This is a genomic window from Marinovum sp. (assembly GCF_034669705.1).
Taxonomy (GTDB): Bacteria; Pseudomonadota; Alphaproteobacteria; order Rhodobacterales; family Rhodobacteraceae; genus Marinovum.
Genome location: NZ_JAXMOR010000009.1, coordinates 48983 through 66140, shown reverse-complemented (window position 1 = coordinate 66140; position 17158 = coordinate 48983). Strand labels below are relative to the sequence as shown.

Here is a 17158-nt window from a genome sequence, read left to right as displayed (position 1 = left end):
CAATGCGGCTCAGCCGAGGCGCTCGGCAAAGGCGGTGAATGCCGCCAGCGCCTGTGGGTCGGCCTCCTGCCCGGTGAACCCCAGCAGATAGCCGCGGGTGCGCGCCAGCCGGTCGGCCATCGGCTCGGTCTGGTCGAGCGCGTGGTAGCCCAGCTGCATGAAATAGAGGATGCGGGCGCGGACATCGGCCTCGTAGCTGTCATAGCCATACCGCGCGAACATCGCGGTGACGGCGGCGATGCGCGCCTTGTCGGCCAGATCGATCCGCCGGCGTACCTGGCCGTCGCGGCGCGACCATTCGCGGACGGCGAAATCCAGGCCCTGATCGAACTGCGCCGGGTCCATGAAGCAGCGAAAGAAGCTGCACACCGCGGCGGTGATCGTCGCCGCCTCGACCGCGCAATGGGCCTCGATGCGGGCGGTATTGCGCGCCTCCCAATCGTCGAGCAATTGGCCCAGCAGGTCCTTGCGGCTCTTGAAATACCAGTAGAAGCTCGAGCGCGAGACGCCGAGCCGGGTGCCGATCGCCAGCACCTTGACCTCGGCCACCCCGTCGGTGACGAGGATGTCGCGCGCGACATTGAGCCAGTCCTCGCGGGTCACCTTGACATGGCCGGTCAGCGGCGCCTTGTCAGGATCGTCTCGGTGCAGCAGCGGGCCGTTTGCCATCCCGGGGCCTCAGCTTTCCGGTGCCGCGCCGCCCGCAGCGCTGCGCTTGGCGATATAGGCGTGCAGATCGGCGACCCGTGCCGCGTCGACCTCGGGGCGCGCGTCGGCGGCTAGGATGCCCTGCCAGACGCCCGTGGCGCGCTCGGTGGCGGTCTGGCTGCCGGTCTCCTGCCAGCGGCCGAAGTTCGACCAATCGGCAACCAGCGGCTGATAGAACTGGGTCTGGTAGCGCGCCATGGTGTGGGCGCAGCCAAAGAAATGCCCGCCCGGCGGCACCTCGGCCAGCGCGTCGAGCGCCAGCTCGGCCTCGGCGGCGGAGGTCGGCGTGCAGAGCTCGGCCACCATGTTCAGCACCTCCATGTCGGTGATCAGCTTTTCATAGCCCAGCGTCAGCCCGCCTTCCAGCCAGCCCGCCGCATGGATCACCACCGTCGCCCCCGACAGCAGGCAGCCCCAGAGGCCGAACTGGGTCTCGTTGGCGGCCTGTGCATCCGCCGCCGCCCCGGCCGCCCCGCTGGCGCAGCGCCACGGCAGGCCGATATGACGCGCCAGCTGGCCGGCGGCGAGCGAGGCGGTAAAATGCTCCGGCGTGCCAAAGGCCGGGGCGCCGGATTTCATGTCGACGTTGGAGGTGAAGGTGCCGTAGAGCACCGGCGCGCCGGGTTTCGCCAGCTGGTTGAGGGTGATCGCCGCCAGCGCCTCGGCATGGCTGAGCGTCATCGCGCCGGCGACGGTGATCGGCGCCATCGCCCCCATCAGCGTGAACGGCGTGACAATCACCATCTGGCCGTGACGGGCGAAATCGATCAGCCCCTGCGCCATCGGAATGTCGATCTGGCGCGGCGAATTGGTGTTGATGACGGTGTAGCCCCACGCATCCGATACAAAAGCTTCGTCCGACAAGCCCCTGAATTCGCGGATCATCTCGAAGCTCTCGCGGACCTGCGGGCTGCCGCGTCCATAAACAAAGGGCGCCTTGTCCATCAGCGTCAGCTGCGCCTCGATCATGAAGTAGTGGCGCAGCGCCGGGGCGATGTCCTGCGGCTCGAGCAGCGCCGAGACCATCTGCAGCGCGTCGAAATTATGGGTGATCTGCACCAGCTCGCGAAAGTCCCGCCCGGTGCCGGGGCGGCGACCGCGCAGCCGGTCGGCGGCATGCGGCGTGCCGCCACCGGGCTGGAACACCAGCCGGCCCGGCGCGAGCGTCACGTCGCGCTCGGGCCGGCCGCCCTTCACCACCACCCGTCGCGGCGCGGTGGCCAGCCCGGCGCGCACGATCTCGCGGCCAAGGCGCACCATCTGGCTGGCCTCGTCGACGCTTGCACCGGCGGTTTTCAGGATCCGCCGCGCCTCTGGCAGCAGTACCTTGATGCCGGCGGTCTCGAGCAGGCCCAGCGCGGCCTCGTGGATCGCCTCGATCCTGTCATCCGAAAAGGCCTTCATGACCGGGAACGGGCTGCGCAGCTCGGTGTAGGTGACCTGCCGCTGGTGCGCCTCGGCACCGCGCGGCGCGCGCTTGCGCCGGCGGGCCCTTGTGTCCTCGCCCGTCATGACCGCATCTCCTTGCCCAAAGGGTCGTAGGGCGCGGGCGCAATCACCCGCGCCGCCCGCGCCCGGCCCACCACGTGTACCGTGAGCGCGGTGCCCTCCGCCGCCGCCGCGCGGTCAAGCATCGCCATCGCCAGCGACAGACCGACGGCGTGGCCGTAGCCGCCCGATGTGACGTAGCCGACGCGCCTGTCGCCCTGCCAGACCGGCTCGTAGCCGCTGGCGTCGGCATCCTCGGCCTCGATCGCCAGCGTGGCAATCACCCGCTCGGGGCCGGGGCCATCACCCTCGGCCAGCGCTGCGGCGCGGCCGATGAAATCGCCCTTGTCCCAGTCGATCCATCGGTCAAGGCCGGTCTGGCCCGGGGTGTAGATCTGGGTGAACTCGCGCGACCAGATGCCGAAGCTCTTTTCCAGCCTGAGACTGCCGAGCGCCTCGTAGCCGATCTCGCGCAACCCGAGCTCCGTCCCGGCCTCCATCAACATGCTGCGCAGCGCGATGTGGTCGGCGGCGTGGCAGTTGATCTCGTAACCCAGCGCGCCGGTCACCGAGAGCCGGGCGACGCGGGCGCGGATCAGCCCGATGTCGAAATCTCCGCAGGCCATGAACGGCAACTCGCCGACCGGCCCCTCGGTGAGCTGTTCGAGGACCTTGCGGGCATTGGGACCGGCCAGACCGAAGCCGACGATGGTGTCGGAGATATCGCCGACATGCACGCCGGACGCGGGATGATCGGCAAACCAGCGCATGTGCCAGTCGCGCAGGTAATAGCTGCCCATGATCCACCACGCGCCATCGCCCCAGTTGAAGACCGTCAGATCCCCCTTCAGACGACCCGAGCGGCTCAGCATCGGCGCCAGCCGCGCGCGCCCCGGCGCCGGCAACCGACCCGCCATCATCCGGTCAAGCCAAGCCGCCGCCCCCGGCCCCCTCACCTCGAACCGCGAAAAGCCCGAGATATCCAGAAGCCCCACCGCCTCGCGCACGCCGCGGACCTCGGTCGCCACCAGATCGAAGGCGTTTGAGCGGCGCAGGCTCGGGTGCTCCTCGAAGCCGTCCGGCGCGAAGTAGAGCGGCACCTCAAGGCTGAAGTTCACCCCCCAGCGGGCGCCGGCGTCGGTCATCGCGTCATGCGCCGGGGCCATCTTCAGCGGCCGGCCGGCGGGCAGCTGTTCGTTGGGATAGGTCATCACGAAGCGGCGGGAATAGAACTGGCCGGTGGTCTCGCGGATATAGCGCTTGTTGGCGGCGTATTCGCCATAGCGCGCCACGTCCATGCCAAAGACATCCGCCTCGGTCTCGCCGTGGATCATCCATTCCGCCAGCGATTTGCCGACCCCGCCGCCCTGCAGGAACCCCGCCATCACCGCGCAGGCGCACCAGTAGCCGGGCTTGCCGCGCACCGGGCCGACCAGCGGGTTGCCGTCTGGCGAGAAGGTGAAGGCGCCATGCACCCATGTCTTGACGCCGACGCTCTCGAGCACCGGAAAGCGGCGGAACACGTGGTAGAGCTCGCTCTCGATGCGGTCAGGCTCTTCCTGCAACAGCTCGATGCCATAGCTCCACGGCGCGCCGTCCATCATCCAGTGTTTCGGGGTGAGCTCGTAGATCCCCACCAGCATCCCCTGCTGGTCCTGCCGCGAATAGGTGAAGCCTTCGAGATCGACGCACATCGGCAATTCGCGCGCGAGCCCCTGCAGCTCTGGGATGGTGTCGGTGATCAGGTAATGATGTGCCAGCGGCGAGACCGGCAGCTCGATCCCGGCCATCCGCCCCACCTGCTTGGCCCAGAGACCGCCGGCGTTGACCACGTGCTCGCAGGTCACGGTGCCCTGTTCGGTCACCACCTGCCAGCCGCCGCCGGTCTGGTGCAGTTCGAGCACCCGGTTGTGCTCGATCACCTCGGCGCCACGCTTTTTCGCGGCACCGGCATAGGCGTGGACGGTGCCGGTGGTGTCGACATAGCCTTCGCGGTCGGCCCACATGCCGCCGAGAATGCCCTCGGTGCTCAGCACAGGCGACAGGCGGCCGGCCTCCTCGGGGGTGATCAGGTGCACGTCGTCGATGCCGATCGACTGAAAGGTGCGGTAATTGGCCTGCAACCACTCCCAGCGGTCGGGCGTGCCGGCGAGATGCATGCCGCCGGTCATATGCAAGCCGATCGACTGGCCGCTCTCGGCCTCGACCTCCGACAACAGGTCGATGGTATAGCCCTGCAGCGCGGCGATATTGGGATCGGCATTCAGCGCGTGAAAGCCCCCCGCCGCATGCCAGCTCGAACCAGCGGTCAGCACGTCACGCTCGATCAGGCAGACATCGGTCCAGCCGTAGCGCGCCAGGTGATAGAGCACCGAAGCGCCGACGACACCGCCACCGATCACGACCACGCGGTAATGCGACTTCATGGCAGGCTCCCCCGGCATCTCAGGCGACGGTAGGAGGACCTTGCGATTCCGTCTAGACATTTTTGTCCAATGCTCGCGCCGACACGGCAGCGGGCGGCAGAAAACCCTTGCCGGGGCTTTCCCGCGCGGGGCAAATCGCCTAGACCTCGGCCGGCGTGACGACAGCCGGACGAAATCATGAACCACACCATTCTGGAACGCTGCGAAGCCAAGGGCCTGCGCATGACCGGCCAGCGCCGGGTGATCGCGGCGGTGCTCGAGGACAGCGACGACCACCCGGACGTCGAAGAGCTCTATGCCCGCGCCTCGGCCCGCGATGCGGCGATCTCGATCGCCACGGTCTATCGCACCGTCAAGCTGTTCGAAGAGGCCGGCATTCTCGACAAGCTCGAGTTCGGCGACGGCCGGGCGCGCTATGAAGATGCCGAACGCGACCACCACGACCACCTGATCGACATGAACTCGGGCGCGGTGATCGAATTCGTCGACCCCGAGATCGAGGCGCTGCAGGAAAAGATCGCCGAGAAGCTGGGCTACCGGCTCAAGGGGCATCGGCTGGAACTTTACGGCGTGCCGCTCAAGAAATGAGCAGGCTTGGAATCCCCGCCGCCGCAGGATAGGCAGGGCCCGATACTTCACATTGAAAGCAAACCGATGCTGGTGCTGCGCGCGATCCTTTTCATGACGGCGTCGATGGCCTGCCTCGCGCTCAGCGACCTGTTCATCAAGCTGGCCGCGCACAGCCTGCCGCCCGGACAGGTGATGTTCTTTCTCAGCCTCGGCGGCACGCTGCTGTTCATGCTGGTGGCCGCGGTGCGCCGCATCCCGGTGTTCAGCCCGGCCTTCTGGCACCCCACTGTCATGTGGCGCAACGGCGCCGAGATCCTCGCGGCGCTGGGCATGGTGACCGGCATCGCCTGGACGCCGCTGCCGATGGTGGCGGCGATCATGCAGACCACGCCGCTGCTCGTCACCCTCGGCGCGGCGCTGTTTCTGGGAGAAACCGTGGGCTGGCGGCGATGGGCGGCGATTTTTGCCGGGCTGGTCGGCATGCTGCTGGTGATCCGGCCGGGCATGGCGGGCTTCGAGCCGGCGGCGCTGTTGGTGGCGATGGGGGCCTGTGGCCTGGCGGCGCGCGATCTGCTGACCCGGCGGGTGCCGGATGCGGTCAACTCGCTGACGCTCTCGACCTGGGGGTTCGCCGCGACGGTGCCGGCGGGGCTGGTGCTGATGCTGATCATGGGGCCGGACTGGTCCACCGGCGGCGCGGGCTTCGGCCATGTGGCGGTGGCGGTGCTGGTCACCACCACGGGCTATTACCTCGTCACCACCGCGATGCGGCTGGCGCCGGCGGCCATCGTCTCGCCGTTCCGCTACAGCCGGCTGGTCTTTACCATGGGGCTGGGGGTGATCGTGCTGGGCGACCGGCCCGACACGCTGACCCTGGTGGGCGCGGCGATCATCCTGGCCTCCGGGCTCTACACCTTCTACCGCGAGCATCGCCTGGCCATGGCCGCCGCCTGAGGGCAGATTCGCGGGGCGCCCCGGCCCGCCCGCAGGCCCCAGGGGCAGGATCGCGGGAACTCTCCTGCCGGCAGAGCTTGTTAGCGCTAACCAACCCGGTTCCCAAAGCCCGAGGCCTCTGCTAAGGATGCGGCAACTTTATCGTCATGAGGGACAAGCCCATGAGCACTATTATCGACATCTTTGCGCGCGAAATTCTCGACAGCCGCGGCAACCCGACCGTCGAGGTCGACGTGACCCTGGACGACGGCACCATCGGCCGCGCCGCCGTGCCCTCGGGTGCCTCGACCGGCGCCTATGAGGCGGTGGAAAAGCGCGACGGCGACAAGAGCCGCTACATGGGCAAGGGCGTGCTTGAGGCGGTCGCCGCGGTCAACGGCGAGATCGCCGACGAGATCGTCGGCATGGACGCCACCGAGCAGGTCTCGATCGACATGGCGATGTGCGAGCTTGACGGCACCGACAACAAGGCCCGTCTCGGCGCCAATGCGATCCTCGGCGTCTCGCTCGCGGTGGCCAAGGCGGCGGCGGATTACACCGCCCAGCCGCTGTTCCGCTATGTCGGCGGCACCTCGGCGCGGGTCCTGCCGGTGCCGATGATGAACATCATCAACGGCGGCGAACATGCCGACAACCCGATCGACATCCAGGAATTCATGATCATGCCGGTCAGCGCGACCAACATCCGCGAAGCGGTGCGCATGGGCTCCGAGGTGTTCCACACGCTGAAGAAAGAGCTCTCGGCCGCCGGCATGTCCACCGGACTTGGTGACGAAGGCGGTTTCGCGCCCGAGCTGGGCTCGACCCGCGATGCGCTCGACTTCATCCTCAAGTCGATCGAAAAGGCCGGCTACACCCCGGGCGAGGATATCTACCTCGCGCTCGACTGCGCCGCGACCGAGTACTTCAAGGACGGCAAGTACGAGTTCAAGGGCGAAGGCAAGTCGCTGACCTCGGAAGAGAATGCCGATTACCTCGCCGCGCTCTGCGACGACTACCCGATCATCTCGATCGAGGACGGCATGTCCGAGGACGACTGGGACGGCTGGAAGATCCTCACCGACAAGCTCGGCGACAAGATCCAGCTGGTGGGCGACGATCTCTTCGTCACCAACCCCACCCGCCTGGCCGACGGCATCCAACGCGGCGTGGCAAACTCCATGCTGGTCAAGGTCAACCAGATCGGCACCCTGACGGAAACCCTCAAGGCCGTCGATATGGCGCACCGCGCGCGCTACACCAACGTGATGTCGCACCGCTCAGGCGAGACCGAGGATGCGACCATCGCCGATCTCGCGGTCGCCACCAACTGCGGCCAGATCAAGACCGGCTCGCTGGCGCGCTCCGACCGGCTGGCGAAATACAACCAGCTGATCCGCATCGAGGAGATCCTCGGCGAGACCGCGGAATATGCCGGCCGTTCGATCCTCAAGACATAAACCTTGGCCAAAGCGCCGATCCGCGGGCCTCTCCAGTCACCTGGAGGGGCCCGTTTTGCGTTCCCGCAGGGGCGAATCGCACGGGCCCAGCACGCCGCCCCGACCGACTGGGCCAGTTCGCACAACCGAAGGCCGAATCGCGCGCCCAGCAGAAGAACGGGGCAAAGCCGCACCACCCCGGGCATAGGCGCAGCCTATAGACCCGGAATTATCGATTTTCAGAGGGTGTCGGCAAAGCCATGACGCGGTGCAGCATGCGGTAATGACCGGGCGGCTCTGGGCTGTCATGTGTGCGTGCATGAAGCCGGCCATGACCGGCCGGGGTGGCGGTGCCCCAGACAGAGGGACACCGCCGGATCAGGTCAGACGCCTCAGCAGGGCGCCGTGTAATAGGTGCCGTCGCCACGGGCGTAGGCACAGTTTCCGGTGGCGGTGTTCTGCGCCACGACGGTGCCTGCGGCCGCGCCAGCCAGCGCTGCGATCAGGCGCCAGTTGTCGTCCGCCTCAAGCGCGGAGGCTGCGATCAGGCCCGCTGCCGCACCGCCGGTCACCCCAACGACAGAGCGCTGTTCGGGGGTGAGCGAGTCGCAGGCGGCCAGACCGGTGATGGCAAAGGCTGCTGCCGCAAGGCTCGGGAGTTTCATGGGTATCTCCTAATTCTGATGTCCATGCGCGCGAACCTAGCGCTGCATTTTGCCGCGGCCAGCAGGTTTGTGCCCACCGGCGTCTTTCTGCGGATGCAAAGCCCCCGGTCGGCGAAACGCTGCCGAAAAACGGGACCGGAGGCGCACTGACGCCTCAATTTTGCTTTCCTTCGGATACTCCCGCGTCAGCTTTCATAGCCTCAGGCTATTGCCGGCACCCGAAAACCACTCGGCAAATGACGCAGTGCCGAGCCACGTAATGCGCTCAATCACGCGCGCGAGTAAATCACCTCGATTTACATACGACCTAGCCGCAAACAACACTCGCCCCTAACGTGCACACATAAATTCTCCTTATATCCAATAGCTTAGAGGAAAATTTGGCCCTCAGAGACGGTTAATCCGCATCTCACATGCACCTTTGTAGTTGATTTGCTAATTTTGTTAAATATGATGAACTCAACCAAAAGAAAACACGATCCCATCGAGGCAGTGATGAAATACCAACGCTACATGACCCTGACGGCTCGCTTGTTCTGTGGGTACACCCTGCTGGTCTGCGCTTTGACCACGATCGGTGCCTACGACGGTCCCTTTGCCCATTCGTGGATGAATTTCGACTACGTGTCGCAGTTTCGCTTCCTGACCGTTCCGCTGGTCCTGCTGATGGCCATCTTCGCGCTGTGGCTGATGCTCGGCATCCGCACCCGCATCATCGCCTTCTCGGCGATGGTCCTCATCACGGTGCTCATTCTTTTCGATTTTTCCGCCCCCTCTGCTGTCTACGGACCCGCGGCGATCTGGGAATTCCTGCACGCGACAGGGTTCCTCTTCTCGCTGCTGGTGCTGACAATCCAGGGCGGCGGCGAGACGGCCCTTGTCCGTGGTGGTTGGCAAGGCCTGTTCTAGCCTTCTGGCTGGAACCTGTTTTTACCACCAGCTCTACAAACTTGGACGGGATTCATTCCCGTCCTTTTTTCGTTCCGGCTGAGACCCTGCGATCCAGTCTTCTTCTGTTCAAAAATACCCTCGGGGGAGTCGCCAAAGGCGACGGGGGCAGCGCCCCCCTGCTCCGCCAGCCACAGCCAACACGGCTGCGATAAAAGCGCCCGGCGCGCCGCCGGGAGGGCGCGCCGCCGCTAGCCGCGGTGTTTCAGCACGTAATCCACCAGCTGACGGGTCGAGCCGTCCTTGCCCTCCGCGCTCTCTTCGCCGGCCACGATCGGCCCCAGCGCGGTGGCCAGCTCCTTGCCCAGCTCGACGCCCCATTGGTCATAGGAGTTGATGTCGAGGATCACGCCTTCGACAAACACCCGGTGCTCGTAGAGCGCCACGATCTGGCCGAGGATCTCCGGCGTCAGCTTGGGATAGACCAGCGTGGTCGAGGGCCGGTTGCCGGGGAACACCCGGTGGCGGGCCTGCCGCTCCAGCTCGTCGCCCTCGAACTTGTCCGCCACCTTCTCGCGCGCCGCGTCGAGCGTGCGGCCGCGCATCAGCGCCTCGGATTGCGCCAGACAATTGGCCACCAGCAGCTGGTGATGATGCGCGAGGTCGGGCTCGTGGCCCTCGGCGGCAACGAGGAATTCGCAAGGCACCACCCGCGTGCCCTGATGGATCAGCTGATAGAAGGCATGCTGGCCGTTGGTGCCGGGCTCGCCCCAGACCACCGGGCCGGAGTTGTGGGTCAGGTCCGAGCCGTCGATGGCGACCGACTTGCCGTTGCTCTCCATCTCGAGCTGCTGCAGGTAGGCCGGCAGGCGCACCAGCCGGTTGTCATAGGGCAGCACCGCGCGGGTGGCATGGCCCAGCACCTGGTTGTGCCAGATGCCGACCAGCGCCAGCAGCACCGGCATGTTCTCGGCGAAATCGGCGGAACAGAAATGCCGGTCCATCGCCTGACCACCACGCAGAAAGGCGCGGAAGGCCTCGGCCCCGATGCCCAGCATCAGCGACAGGCCGATCGGCCCCCAGACCGAATAGCGCCCGCCGACCCAGTCCTCGAAGCCGAAAACCCGGTCTGGCGCGATGCCGAAGGCGCCGGTCTTCTCCTGATCGGTGCTCAGCGCGGCGAATTGCGCCGCCGGATCCGACACGGTCTCTGACATCCAGGCCCGCGCGGTGCGGGCATTGGTCATGGTCTCGATGGTGGTAAAGGTTTTCGAGGCCACGATCACCAGCGTGGTCTCCGGGTTCAGCCCGCGCAGCGTGTCGGCGATATCGGCGCCGTCGACGTTCGAGACATAGTGCACCCGAGGCCCGTCGGCGTAGGGCGAGAGCGCCTTGTAGGCCATCACCGGCCCGAGATCGGAACCGCCGATGCCGATGTTCACCACATCGGTGATCGCCCCGCCCTGACCGGTAAAGCTTCCGTCGCGCACGTCGTTGGCAAAACCCTCCATCCGGTCCAGCGTCTCGAGCACGCCGGGCATGACATCCGCGCCGTCGACCATAACCGGCCCGCCGTCGAGGTTGCGCAGCGCGGTATGCAGCACCGCACGGCCCTCGGTCTGGTTGATCTTTTCGCCGGCGAACATCGCGTCGCGCTTGGCGGCGACACCGGCGGTCTCGGCCAGATCCAGCAGCGCCGTCAGGGTCTCGGCGTCAATGTTGGTCTTGGAGAAATCGAACAGGGTCTGGTCGAAACGCGTCGAGAACTCCGCAGCGCGATTGGCGTTTTCGAACAAGTCGGTGATCTTCCGGGTCTCGGCGGCCTGCGCCAGAGAGGTCAGCTTGGTCCACATGAGGCGATGTCCTTCATTAGACGGTTGAGGGGATCAGGGCGCCCAGTGCACCAGCGCCTGCGACAGCACCGCGGCAATCGGCGCCTCGGCGGGCTTGAGGCTGCGGGCACGCTCCAGCGCGGCGCGCTTTTCATCGCCGAAGATGACGACATGTTTCGACATCGCCCCGTCGAGCACCGGCGCAGTCAGGGTGATCCGCGGCTCCGGCGCGCCGGGCGCACGCATCGCCATCAGGGCGGGCGCGCGGGGGTCGAGCGCACGGGCGAGATTGTCGGCGCCGGGAAACAGCGAGGCGGTGTGCATGTCGGCGCCCATGCCCAGCAGCAGCACCTGGATCGGCAGCCGCGGGGTGATTGTCTCGGTCAGCTCGGCCATCCGGTCCTCGGGCGCGGCACCGGGCAGATAGAGCGGCAGGTAGCGCGCCGCCGCCGCCCGCTCGACCAGCAGCCTTTCGCGCAGCAGGCGGGTGTTGGAGCGCTCGCTGTCCTCCGGCACCCAGCGTTCGTCGCTGAGCATCACGTCGACCCGGCTCCAGTCGAGATTGGCGGCGCAGAGATCGTCGAAGATCGGTCCGGGCGAGGTGCCGCCGGGCACCGCCATCAGCACCCGGTCCTCATGCTCCAGCGCCGAGCGCAGCTCGCCGGCCAGCTTGTTGGCAACGTCGATCGTCAGCATCTCGCGGTCGGCGTATTCAATGAATTCCATGACCTGTCCTTTCTGATTAAGGCGTGCGGTGCCGGGCGCTCAGCCCTTGATTTCCCGCCATTTCCGCCCATCCCGGTGCATCAGCATCAGCGCGTCCTCGGGGCCTGACGACATCGGATCATAGAGCTTGGGCACATCGCTGCGCGCCTCCCAGCCCTCGATGATCGGATCGGTCCAGGCCCAGGCGGCCTCGACCTCGTCACCGCGCATGAACAGCGTCTGGTTGCCACGGATCACATCCATGATCAAACGTTCATAGGCGTCGGGCACCTCTTCGGCATCCGGGCCCAGCGCGTCGGAGAACGACATGTCGAGCGGCACATCCACAAGACGCATCCCCCCCGGCCCCGGCTCCTTGATCGTCACCCCCAGCTCCATGCCCTCGTTGGGCTGCAGCCGGATAGTGAGGATGTTGCGGTGCCGGCCGGCGTCTTCGCCAAAGATCGAATGCGGCGTTTCCTTGAACACCACCGCGATCTCGCTGGTGCGCGCCTTCAGCCGTTTGCCGGTGCGCAGATAGATCGGCGTGCCGGCCCAGCGCCAGTTCGAGATCAGGCATTTCATCGCCACGAAGCTCTCGGTGCGCGAGCGCGGGTTCTCGGCGTGGTCGCGATAGCTCTCGCTGTCGGCACCGGCGTCATACTGGCCGCGGACGATCTGATGCGGCTCGACCGGGTCGAGCGCGCGGATCACCTTGAGCTTCTCGTCGCGCACCGCATCCGGCTCGAAGCGCGCCGGCGGCTCCATCGCAATCAGACACAGCAGCTGCATCAGGTGGTTCTGCACCATGTCGCGCATCGCGCCGGATTTGTCGTAATAGCCGCCACGGCCGCCGACACCGACGGTCTCGGCCACGGTGATCTGGATATGGTCGATGTACTGGCTGTTCCACAGCGGTTCGAACAGCATGTTGCCGAAGCGCACCGCCATCAGGTTCTGCACGGTTTCCTTGCCGAGGTAGTGGTCGATCCGGTAGATCTGATCCTCGTTGAAATAGGCCGCCAGCGACTTGTTGAGCGCCCGCGCCGAGGCCAGATCGCGGCCGAAGGGTTTTTCCACCACGATACGGGCGTCGCGCTTGGCCAGTCCCTTGTTCTTCAACCGCTCGGCAATGTCACCAAACAGCGACGGCGCGACCGAGAAGTAGAACGCCTTGACCGTGTCCTTGCGCAGCAGCTCCTTGAGTTCCTGCCAGCCGCCCTCGCCCTGCGCATCGACCTGAACGTAGTTGAGGTGCGACAGGAAGTTCTCGAGCTCCGGGCAGGTCTCGGGCCGCGCGCCGTCGAATTCGTTGATCGCCTCCCGCACCATCTGGCGATAGGCAGAGGCGTCCATCTCGGACCGGGCGACGCCGATCACCTGCGCGCCTTCCGGCATCTGGCCGGCACAAAAGCGGCGAAACAGGCCGGGCAGAATCTTGCGGCGGGCCAGATCGCCGGTTCCGCCAAACACCACGAGATCGAACGGGTTCACAGGGATGACACGTGAAACCATGGGCTATCCTTTTGCTGTCATTCAGTCTTTTGCAAGACTTGGATCAGTTGTGCCGCGGCGCTGTTAGCGCTAACTTACGGCGTCGGTGTCTCACTACCCCGTTGGCTGCCGGAAGTCTAACATGCATTTGGCGCTTCACAATGGCGTCAGCCCGGGTGTTGAGCATTGGCAACGTTCCCGGTGCGGGTTACCCCGAAAGAAACCGGAGATATGCGACAAACTCATGAAAGATCAAACGCTTTCCGACGCCAATGCTGGCAAGTTCATCGACCCGGCGCTGACCGCCAAGGGCGAGCCGCGCGCCACGGTGGCGCTGAGCGATCCGCAGACCCTGTGGTTCAACACCGGCACGCTTTGCAATATCGAATGCGCCAACTGCTATATCGAGAGCTCGCCCAGCAACGATGCGCTGGTCTATATCACCGAGGCCGAAATGGCGGGCTATCTCGACCAGCTCGAGGCGCGGGCCTGGGGGGTGCGCGAGATCGGCTTTACCGGTGGCGAGCCCTTCATGAACCCCGAGATGGTGGCGATGGCGGGCACCGCGCTGGCGCGGGGTTACGAGGTGCTGATCCTGACCAATGCCATGCGGCCGATGATGCGCAAGCGGGTTCAGGCGGGGATCGGAGAGCTGCAGGCGCAGTACGGAGACAAGCTGACCTTTCGGATTTCGCTCGACCACTGGAGCCGGGTGCACCATGACGCCGAACGCGGTCAGGGCAGCTATGACGCCACGCTCGACGGCATGCGCTGGCTGCGCGACGCGGGTGTCCACATGGCGGTCGCCGGGCGGATCGTCTGGGCCGAGAGCGAGGCCGAGGCGCGGGCGGGCTTTGCCAGGCTCTTCGCCGAGGAAGGCTTTGCCATCGATGCCGAAAGCCCGGCGGAGACCGTGCTGTTTCCCGAAATGGACGTGAAGGTCGAGGTGCCGGAGATCACCACCGCCTGCTGGGACATCCTCGGCAAGTCACCGAAAGAGGTGATGTGCGCCTCCTCGCGGATGGTGGTCAAGCGCAAGGGCGCGGGCCGTCTCTCGGTGCTGGCCTGCACGCTCTTGCCCTATGAGCCCGAGTTCGAACTGGGCGAGACCCTGGCCGAGGCCGAGCGCCCGGTCGCGCTCAACCACCCGCATTGCGCCAAGTTCTGCGTGCTGGGCGGGGCGAGCTGCTCGGGCTGAGACAGGCGCACTTGAGGCCGGGCCCCTGCCCGGCCGGTCACTCCGCCGCCGGCTGCGTTGACCATTCCGGCAGCGGAAACAGCCAGTCGTAGAGCCAGTTGAACGCCAGCGCATAGACCAGGTAGAAGCCGGCAAACGAGATGTCCATCACGAAGGCGGTCCAGAGCGAGATCCCGAGATACCAGGCGATGAACGGCAAGAGCACCAGCAGGAGCCCGGCCTCGAACAGCACCGCATGCAGCACACGCTGGCGCGGGGTCTTTTGCGTGGTGCCGGAACGGCGCTTCAGGATCAGGTCGAAGCCGTAGTTGTAGACCAGGTTCCACAGGGTCGCGAGCGTCGCGCTGACGACGCCGACCACGCCGATATCCTGCATCGGAAAGCCGAAGATCAGCGCCCCGAGGGGCACGACGATGATCAGGGCGATGATTTCAAAGCTGAGCGCGTGGCGCAGACGGTCGAGCGGAGAGCGCATGGCATCCTCATCGAGGCTGCCGGGTCGTCCCGGCCGTGGTCCAGTATGGGGAGGTCGTCCTCCGGCTGTGGATATGCCAGCCCCGCGCCCGGATTTCAAGCCGGCGGGCCCGGACCGCGCGCGGCTAGCGGCCCATCATCCAGCGCCCTTGGGGCCAGAAGGCATGAAAGGCAAAGGCGAACATCACGTCATGCGCCAGATCACGCCCGGCGGCATTGCGCACCCGGATGCTGCCGACCTCGCGGCCCTGGTTGATCGTGCCGGCATCCAGCGCCGAGGCCTGCCCCTCGGTCCAGCTCAGCGTCACCCCGGCTTCGGTGATCTCGGCGCGGTTTTCGAAACGTGACAGCGGCCAGGCCTGGTCGCCGACCCGCACCACCCGCATCAGCGGCGGCACCCCGTGCGGCGGCATCTCGCCACTGTAGAGGAAGGGGCGTTTCGAGGTGTCGTAGTTGCGATAGGGGTTGCGGCCGTAGTCGCGGTTCCATGCCGGCTCGGCCATCACCAGCCCGTCGGGGTTGCGCGCCTTGTACTGCGCCCAGCTCTCCATCCAGGTCGGCAGGGTGTTGAGCGTGGTGCCGGTCAGCCGGCCGACGATCGCCTCGCCCATCGCCTGCTGCCACCAGCTCTCGGTCTGCCGGTCATACATCACCATGTCCGAATTGCGCAGCTTGCCCGAGACGCCGAAGCTCAGCACCCCGTGGCGGCTGCGGCGGTCGAAGGTGATGCCGGAATTGCACAAGGGGCAGAAGGTGACGGCGATCGGCACGCCGCCCACGGTGTCATTGACGATCTCGTGCCAGGTCAGGTAGCGGATCGGATAGGCCCGCGGCCGGGCGCCCTTGATCTCGACGGTGATCACCGGCTCGCGGGCGCCGATCCGGGTCTCGCGCGCCACCGGGATGAAGCCCGGGTCGTCGAGCGCGGGAATGCCGTCCTTGGGCGGCCCCCCCGAGAGGATCTCGGACCAGTCTTGAACGGTGGTCTTGCTGAAATCGGTCTTTGGCCATTCGCCCCGCCAGGCCCGCGGATCTGCCGTGGCCAGAGTGGCGAAAGCCGCGCAGGCGGCGGCGAGTAACATCGTCCTGACAGTCATGGTGCATCCCCTTTGCCTCAGGATGCGCCGCGCGGGGGGCTGTTGCCTAGCCCCCCGCACGCGGGTTTGATCGCCCGTGCGTCACCAGTTTCGCGTCCCGGACCCAGGTCCGGGACCTCGCCCTCCGCAACCGGGAGGCCTTGGATCAGGTCCGGGGCGCGCGGTCGCACCGGGGCGACGCATCACTCGGTGACGCTCACCGTCTTCATCACGTCGGCCTCGCCGGTCACCGCGCCATTGGGTCCGGCGCCGCGCTTGATCGCGTCGACCACATCCATGCCCTCGGTCACTTCGCCGACCACGGTGTACTGCCCGTTGAGGAAATATCCCGGTTCGAACATGATGAAGAACTGCGAGTTGGCGCTGTTCGGGCTCTGCGAGCGGGCCATGCCCACAACGCCGCGCTCGAACGCCCGGTCGGAGAACTCCGCCGGCAGGTCCGCCAGGTCCGATCCGCCGCGACCGGCCATCTGCAGCGAGAACCCCTCGCCCTGCATGTTGCCGAACTGCACGTCGCCGGTCTGCGCCATGAAGCCGTCGATCACCCGGTGAAAGACCACTCCGTCATAGGCACCGCTCTCGGCCAGCTCGGTGATCTGCGCCACGTGCTGCGGTGCCACGTCCTCGAACAGGTCGATGACCACGGTACCATTGGCCGCGCCCTCGATCTCGATCTCGAGACCGGTGGCCAGCGCCGGACCGGCCATGAGCGTGAAGGCGAGCGCCAGCTTACGCATCGGCGGCCACCTTGACCGAGATCATCCGGTCCGGCTCCGCAGGCGGCTCGCCGCGGGTGATGGCATCGACATGTTCCATGCCGGCGATGACCCGGCCGTAGACGGTGTACTGGCCATTGAGAAAATGGTTGTCCTTGAAGTTGATGAAGAACTGCGAATTGGCGGAGTTCGGGTTCTGCGAGCGCGCCGCGCCGAGGGTGCCACGGTCATGCGGCAGCTTGGAGAACTCGGCCGGCAGGTCGGGCTTGTCAGAGCTGCCGGTGCCGGCCATGCGGATGTTGAACCCGTCTTCCATGTCGCCGTGCTGCACGTCGCCGGTCTGCGCCATGAAACCATCGATCACCCGGTGAAAGGCGACGTTGTCATACTGGCCTTCGCGCGCCAGTTCCTTCATGCGCTCGGCATGTTTGGGGGCCACGTCAGGCAGAAGCTCGATGGTCACGGTGCCGTTCTTGAGCTCTACCAGGATGGTGTTTTCGGGGTCCTTGATCTCGGCCATGGGGG

Annotated in this window: 16 protein-coding genes; 5 read left to right on the top strand and 11 right to left on the bottom strand. The window is 66.3% G+C overall.

What is annotated here, in order from left to right:
- Positions 1–9: 9 nt before the first annotated feature.
- Genes VOI27_RS08745 through VOI27_RS08735 form a run of 3 tightly spaced genes read right to left on the bottom strand, consistent with a single transcriptional unit; the run spans position 10 to position 4622 of the window.
- Positions 10–669: a TetR/AcrR family transcriptional regulator gene (locus tag VOI27_RS08745; protein ID WP_323764946.1), complete on the bottom strand. Its 660-nt coding sequence runs from the start codon at positions 667–669 to the stop codon at positions 10–12.
- A gap of 9 nt (positions 670–678) precedes the next feature.
- Positions 679–2220: a trimethylamine methyltransferase family protein gene (locus VOI27_RS08740; RefSeq protein ID WP_323764945.1), complete on the bottom strand. Its 1542-nt coding sequence runs from the start codon at positions 2218–2220 to the stop codon at positions 679–681.
- On the bottom strand, positions 2217–4622 hold the full coding sequence (locus tag VOI27_RS08735; protein ID WP_323764944.1) for an FAD-dependent oxidoreductase: 2406 nt from the start codon (positions 4620–4622) through the stop codon (positions 2217–2219). Before VOI27_RS08735 ends, VOI27_RS08740 begins: the two co-directional genes overlap by 4 nt.
- A gap of 177 nt (positions 4623–4799) precedes the next feature.
- Here VOI27_RS08735 and VOI27_RS08730 point away from each other — a divergent pair, with 177 nt between their 5' ends.
- From VOI27_RS08730 to eno, 3 genes are all read left to right on the top strand, one after another.
- A complete protein-coding gene (locus tag VOI27_RS08730; protein WP_323764943.1) occupies positions 4800–5210 on the top strand; it encodes a Fur family transcriptional regulator in 411 nt (136 codons plus the stop codon).
- 66 nt (positions 5211–5276) lie between these two features.
- Positions 5277–6146, top strand: a complete 870-nt coding sequence (locus VOI27_RS08725) for a DMT family transporter (protein ID WP_323764942.1) — start codon at positions 5277–5279, stop codon at positions 6144–6146.
- Between the two features lie 161 nt (positions 6147–6307).
- On the top strand, positions 6308–7585 hold the full coding sequence (gene eno, locus VOI27_RS08720) for a phosphopyruvate hydratase (RefSeq protein ID WP_323764941.1): 1278 nt from the start codon (positions 6308–6310) through the stop codon (positions 7583–7585).
- 371 nt (positions 7586–7956) lie between these two features.
- On the opposite strand, the gene VOI27_RS08715 is transcribed toward eno, so the two are convergent.
- Positions 7957–8229, bottom strand: a complete 273-nt coding sequence (locus VOI27_RS08715; protein ID WP_323764940.1) for a glycine zipper 2TM domain-containing protein — start codon at positions 8227–8229, stop codon at positions 7957–7959.
- 495 nt (positions 8230–8724) lie between these two features.
- Between VOI27_RS08715 and VOI27_RS08710 the strand changes: the two genes are divergently transcribed.
- Positions 8725–9138: a hypothetical protein gene (locus VOI27_RS08710; RefSeq protein ID WP_323764939.1), complete on the top strand. Its 414-nt coding sequence runs from the start codon at positions 8725–8727 to the stop codon at positions 9136–9138.
- A 230-nt stretch (positions 9139–9368) separates the two neighbouring features.
- On the opposite strand, the gene pgi is transcribed toward VOI27_RS08710, so the two are convergent.
- The 3 genes from pgi to zwf are packed head-to-tail and all read right to left on the bottom strand — an operon-like array spanning position 9369 to position 13169.
- Positions 9369–10970, bottom strand: a complete 1602-nt coding sequence (pgi, locus tag VOI27_RS08705) for a glucose-6-phosphate isomerase (protein ID WP_323764938.1) — start codon at positions 10968–10970, stop codon at positions 9369–9371.
- 33 nt (positions 10971–11003) lie between these two features.
- Positions 11004–11675 (bottom strand): 6-phosphogluconolactonase, encoded by a 672-nt coding sequence (gene pgl / locus VOI27_RS08700; RefSeq protein WP_323764937.1) that lies wholly within the window; start codon positions 11673–11675, stop codon positions 11004–11006.
- A 39-nt stretch (positions 11676–11714) separates the two neighbouring features.
- Positions 11715–13169: a glucose-6-phosphate dehydrogenase gene (gene zwf / locus VOI27_RS08695; protein ID WP_323764936.1), complete on the bottom strand. Its 1455-nt coding sequence runs from the start codon at positions 13167–13169 to the stop codon at positions 11715–11717.
- Between the two features lie 223 nt (positions 13170–13392).
- On the opposite strand from zwf, the gene VOI27_RS08690 reads away from it, so the two are divergent.
- The gene (locus VOI27_RS08690) at positions 13393–14346 is read left to right on the top strand and encodes a radical SAM protein (RefSeq protein WP_323764935.1); all 954 of its coding nucleotides are present in this window, start codon (positions 13393–13395) and stop codon (positions 14344–14346) included.
- Positions 14347–14383: 37 nt separating this feature from the next.
- On the opposite strand, the gene VOI27_RS08685 is transcribed toward VOI27_RS08690, so the two are convergent.
- The 4 genes from VOI27_RS08685 to VOI27_RS08670 form a co-directional block, all read right to left on the bottom strand.
- Entirely contained in the window at positions 14384–14821 is a 438-nt protein-coding gene (locus VOI27_RS08685; protein ID WP_323764934.1) for a PACE efflux transporter, read from the bottom strand.
- Positions 14822–14945: 124 nt separating this feature from the next.
- Positions 14946–15917 (bottom strand): DUF3179 domain-containing protein, encoded by a 972-nt coding sequence (locus VOI27_RS08680; RefSeq protein ID WP_323764933.1) that lies wholly within the window; start codon positions 15915–15917, stop codon positions 14946–14948.
- Positions 15918–16099: 182 nt separating this feature from the next.
- Complete coding sequence (locus VOI27_RS08675) at positions 16100–16654, bottom strand: peptidylprolyl isomerase (protein ID WP_323764932.1); 555 nt, start codon at positions 16652–16654, stop codon at positions 16100–16102.
- Positions 16647–17153, bottom strand: coding sequence for a peptidylprolyl isomerase (locus tag VOI27_RS08670; RefSeq protein WP_323764931.1), 507 nt, complete (start codon positions 17151–17153; stop codon positions 16647–16649). The genes VOI27_RS08675 and VOI27_RS08670 overlap by 8 nt, the downstream gene beginning before the upstream one ends.
- Positions 17154–17158: the final 5 nt, after the last annotated feature.

What these genes read in the sequence shown, in the direction of transcription:
- eno (WP_323764941.1), top strand. Translation starts at nt 6,308, where the DNA reads ATGAGCACTATTATCGACATCTTTGCGCGCGAAATTCTCGACAGCCGC.
- VOI27_RS08740 (WP_323764945.1), bottom strand. Translation starts at nt 2,220, where the DNA reads ATGACGGGCGAGGACACAAGGGCCCGCCGGCGCAAGCGCGCGCCGCGC.
- VOI27_RS08730 (WP_323764943.1), top strand. Translation starts at nt 4,800, where the DNA reads ATGAACCACACCATTCTGGAACGCTGCGAAGCCAAGGGCCTGCGCATG.
- VOI27_RS08690 (WP_323764935.1), top strand. Translation starts at nt 13,393, where the DNA reads ATGAAAGATCAAACGCTTTCCGACGCCAATGCTGGCAAGTTCATCGAC.
- VOI27_RS08710 (WP_323764939.1), top strand. Translation starts at nt 8,725, where the DNA reads ATGAAATACCAACGCTACATGACCCTGACGGCTCGCTTGTTCTGTGGG.
- VOI27_RS08675 (WP_323764932.1), bottom strand. Translation starts at nt 16,654, where the DNA reads ATGCGTAAGCTGGCGCTCGCCTTCACGCTCATGGCCGGTCCGGCGCTG.
- pgl (WP_323764937.1), bottom strand. Translation starts at nt 11,675, where the DNA reads ATGGAATTCATTGAATACGCCGACCGCGAGATGCTGACGATCGACGTT.
- VOI27_RS08680 (WP_323764933.1), bottom strand. Translation starts at nt 15,917, where the DNA reads ATGACTGTCAGGACGATGTTACTCGCCGCCGCCTGCGCGGCTTTCGCC.
- VOI27_RS08735 (WP_323764944.1), bottom strand. Translation starts at nt 4,622, where the DNA reads ATGAAGTCGCATTACCGCGTGGTCGTGATCGGTGGCGGTGTCGTCGGC.
- zwf (WP_323764936.1), bottom strand. Translation starts at nt 13,169, where the DNA reads ATGGTTTCACGTGTCATCCCTGTGAACCCGTTCGATCTCGTGGTGTTT.
- VOI27_RS08685 (WP_323764934.1), bottom strand. Translation starts at nt 14,821, where the DNA reads ATGCGCTCTCCGCTCGACCGTCTGCGCCACGCGCTCAGCTTTGAAATC.
- VOI27_RS08725 (WP_323764942.1), top strand. Translation starts at nt 5,277, where the DNA reads ATGCTGGTGCTGCGCGCGATCCTTTTCATGACGGCGTCGATGGCCTGC.
- pgi (WP_323764938.1), bottom strand. Translation starts at nt 10,970, where the DNA reads ATGTGGACCAAGCTGACCTCTCTGGCGCAGGCCGCCGAGACCCGGAAG.
- VOI27_RS08745 (WP_323764946.1), bottom strand. Translation starts at nt 669, where the DNA reads ATGGCAAACGGCCCGCTGCTGCACCGAGACGATCCTGACAAGGCGCCG.
- VOI27_RS08670 (WP_323764931.1), bottom strand. Translation starts at nt 17,153, where the DNA reads ATGGCCGAGATCAAGGACCCCGAAAACACCATCCTGGTAGAGCTCAAG.
- VOI27_RS08715 (WP_323764940.1), bottom strand. Translation starts at nt 8,229, where the DNA reads ATGAAACTCCCGAGCCTTGCGGCAGCAGCCTTTGCCATCACCGGTCTG.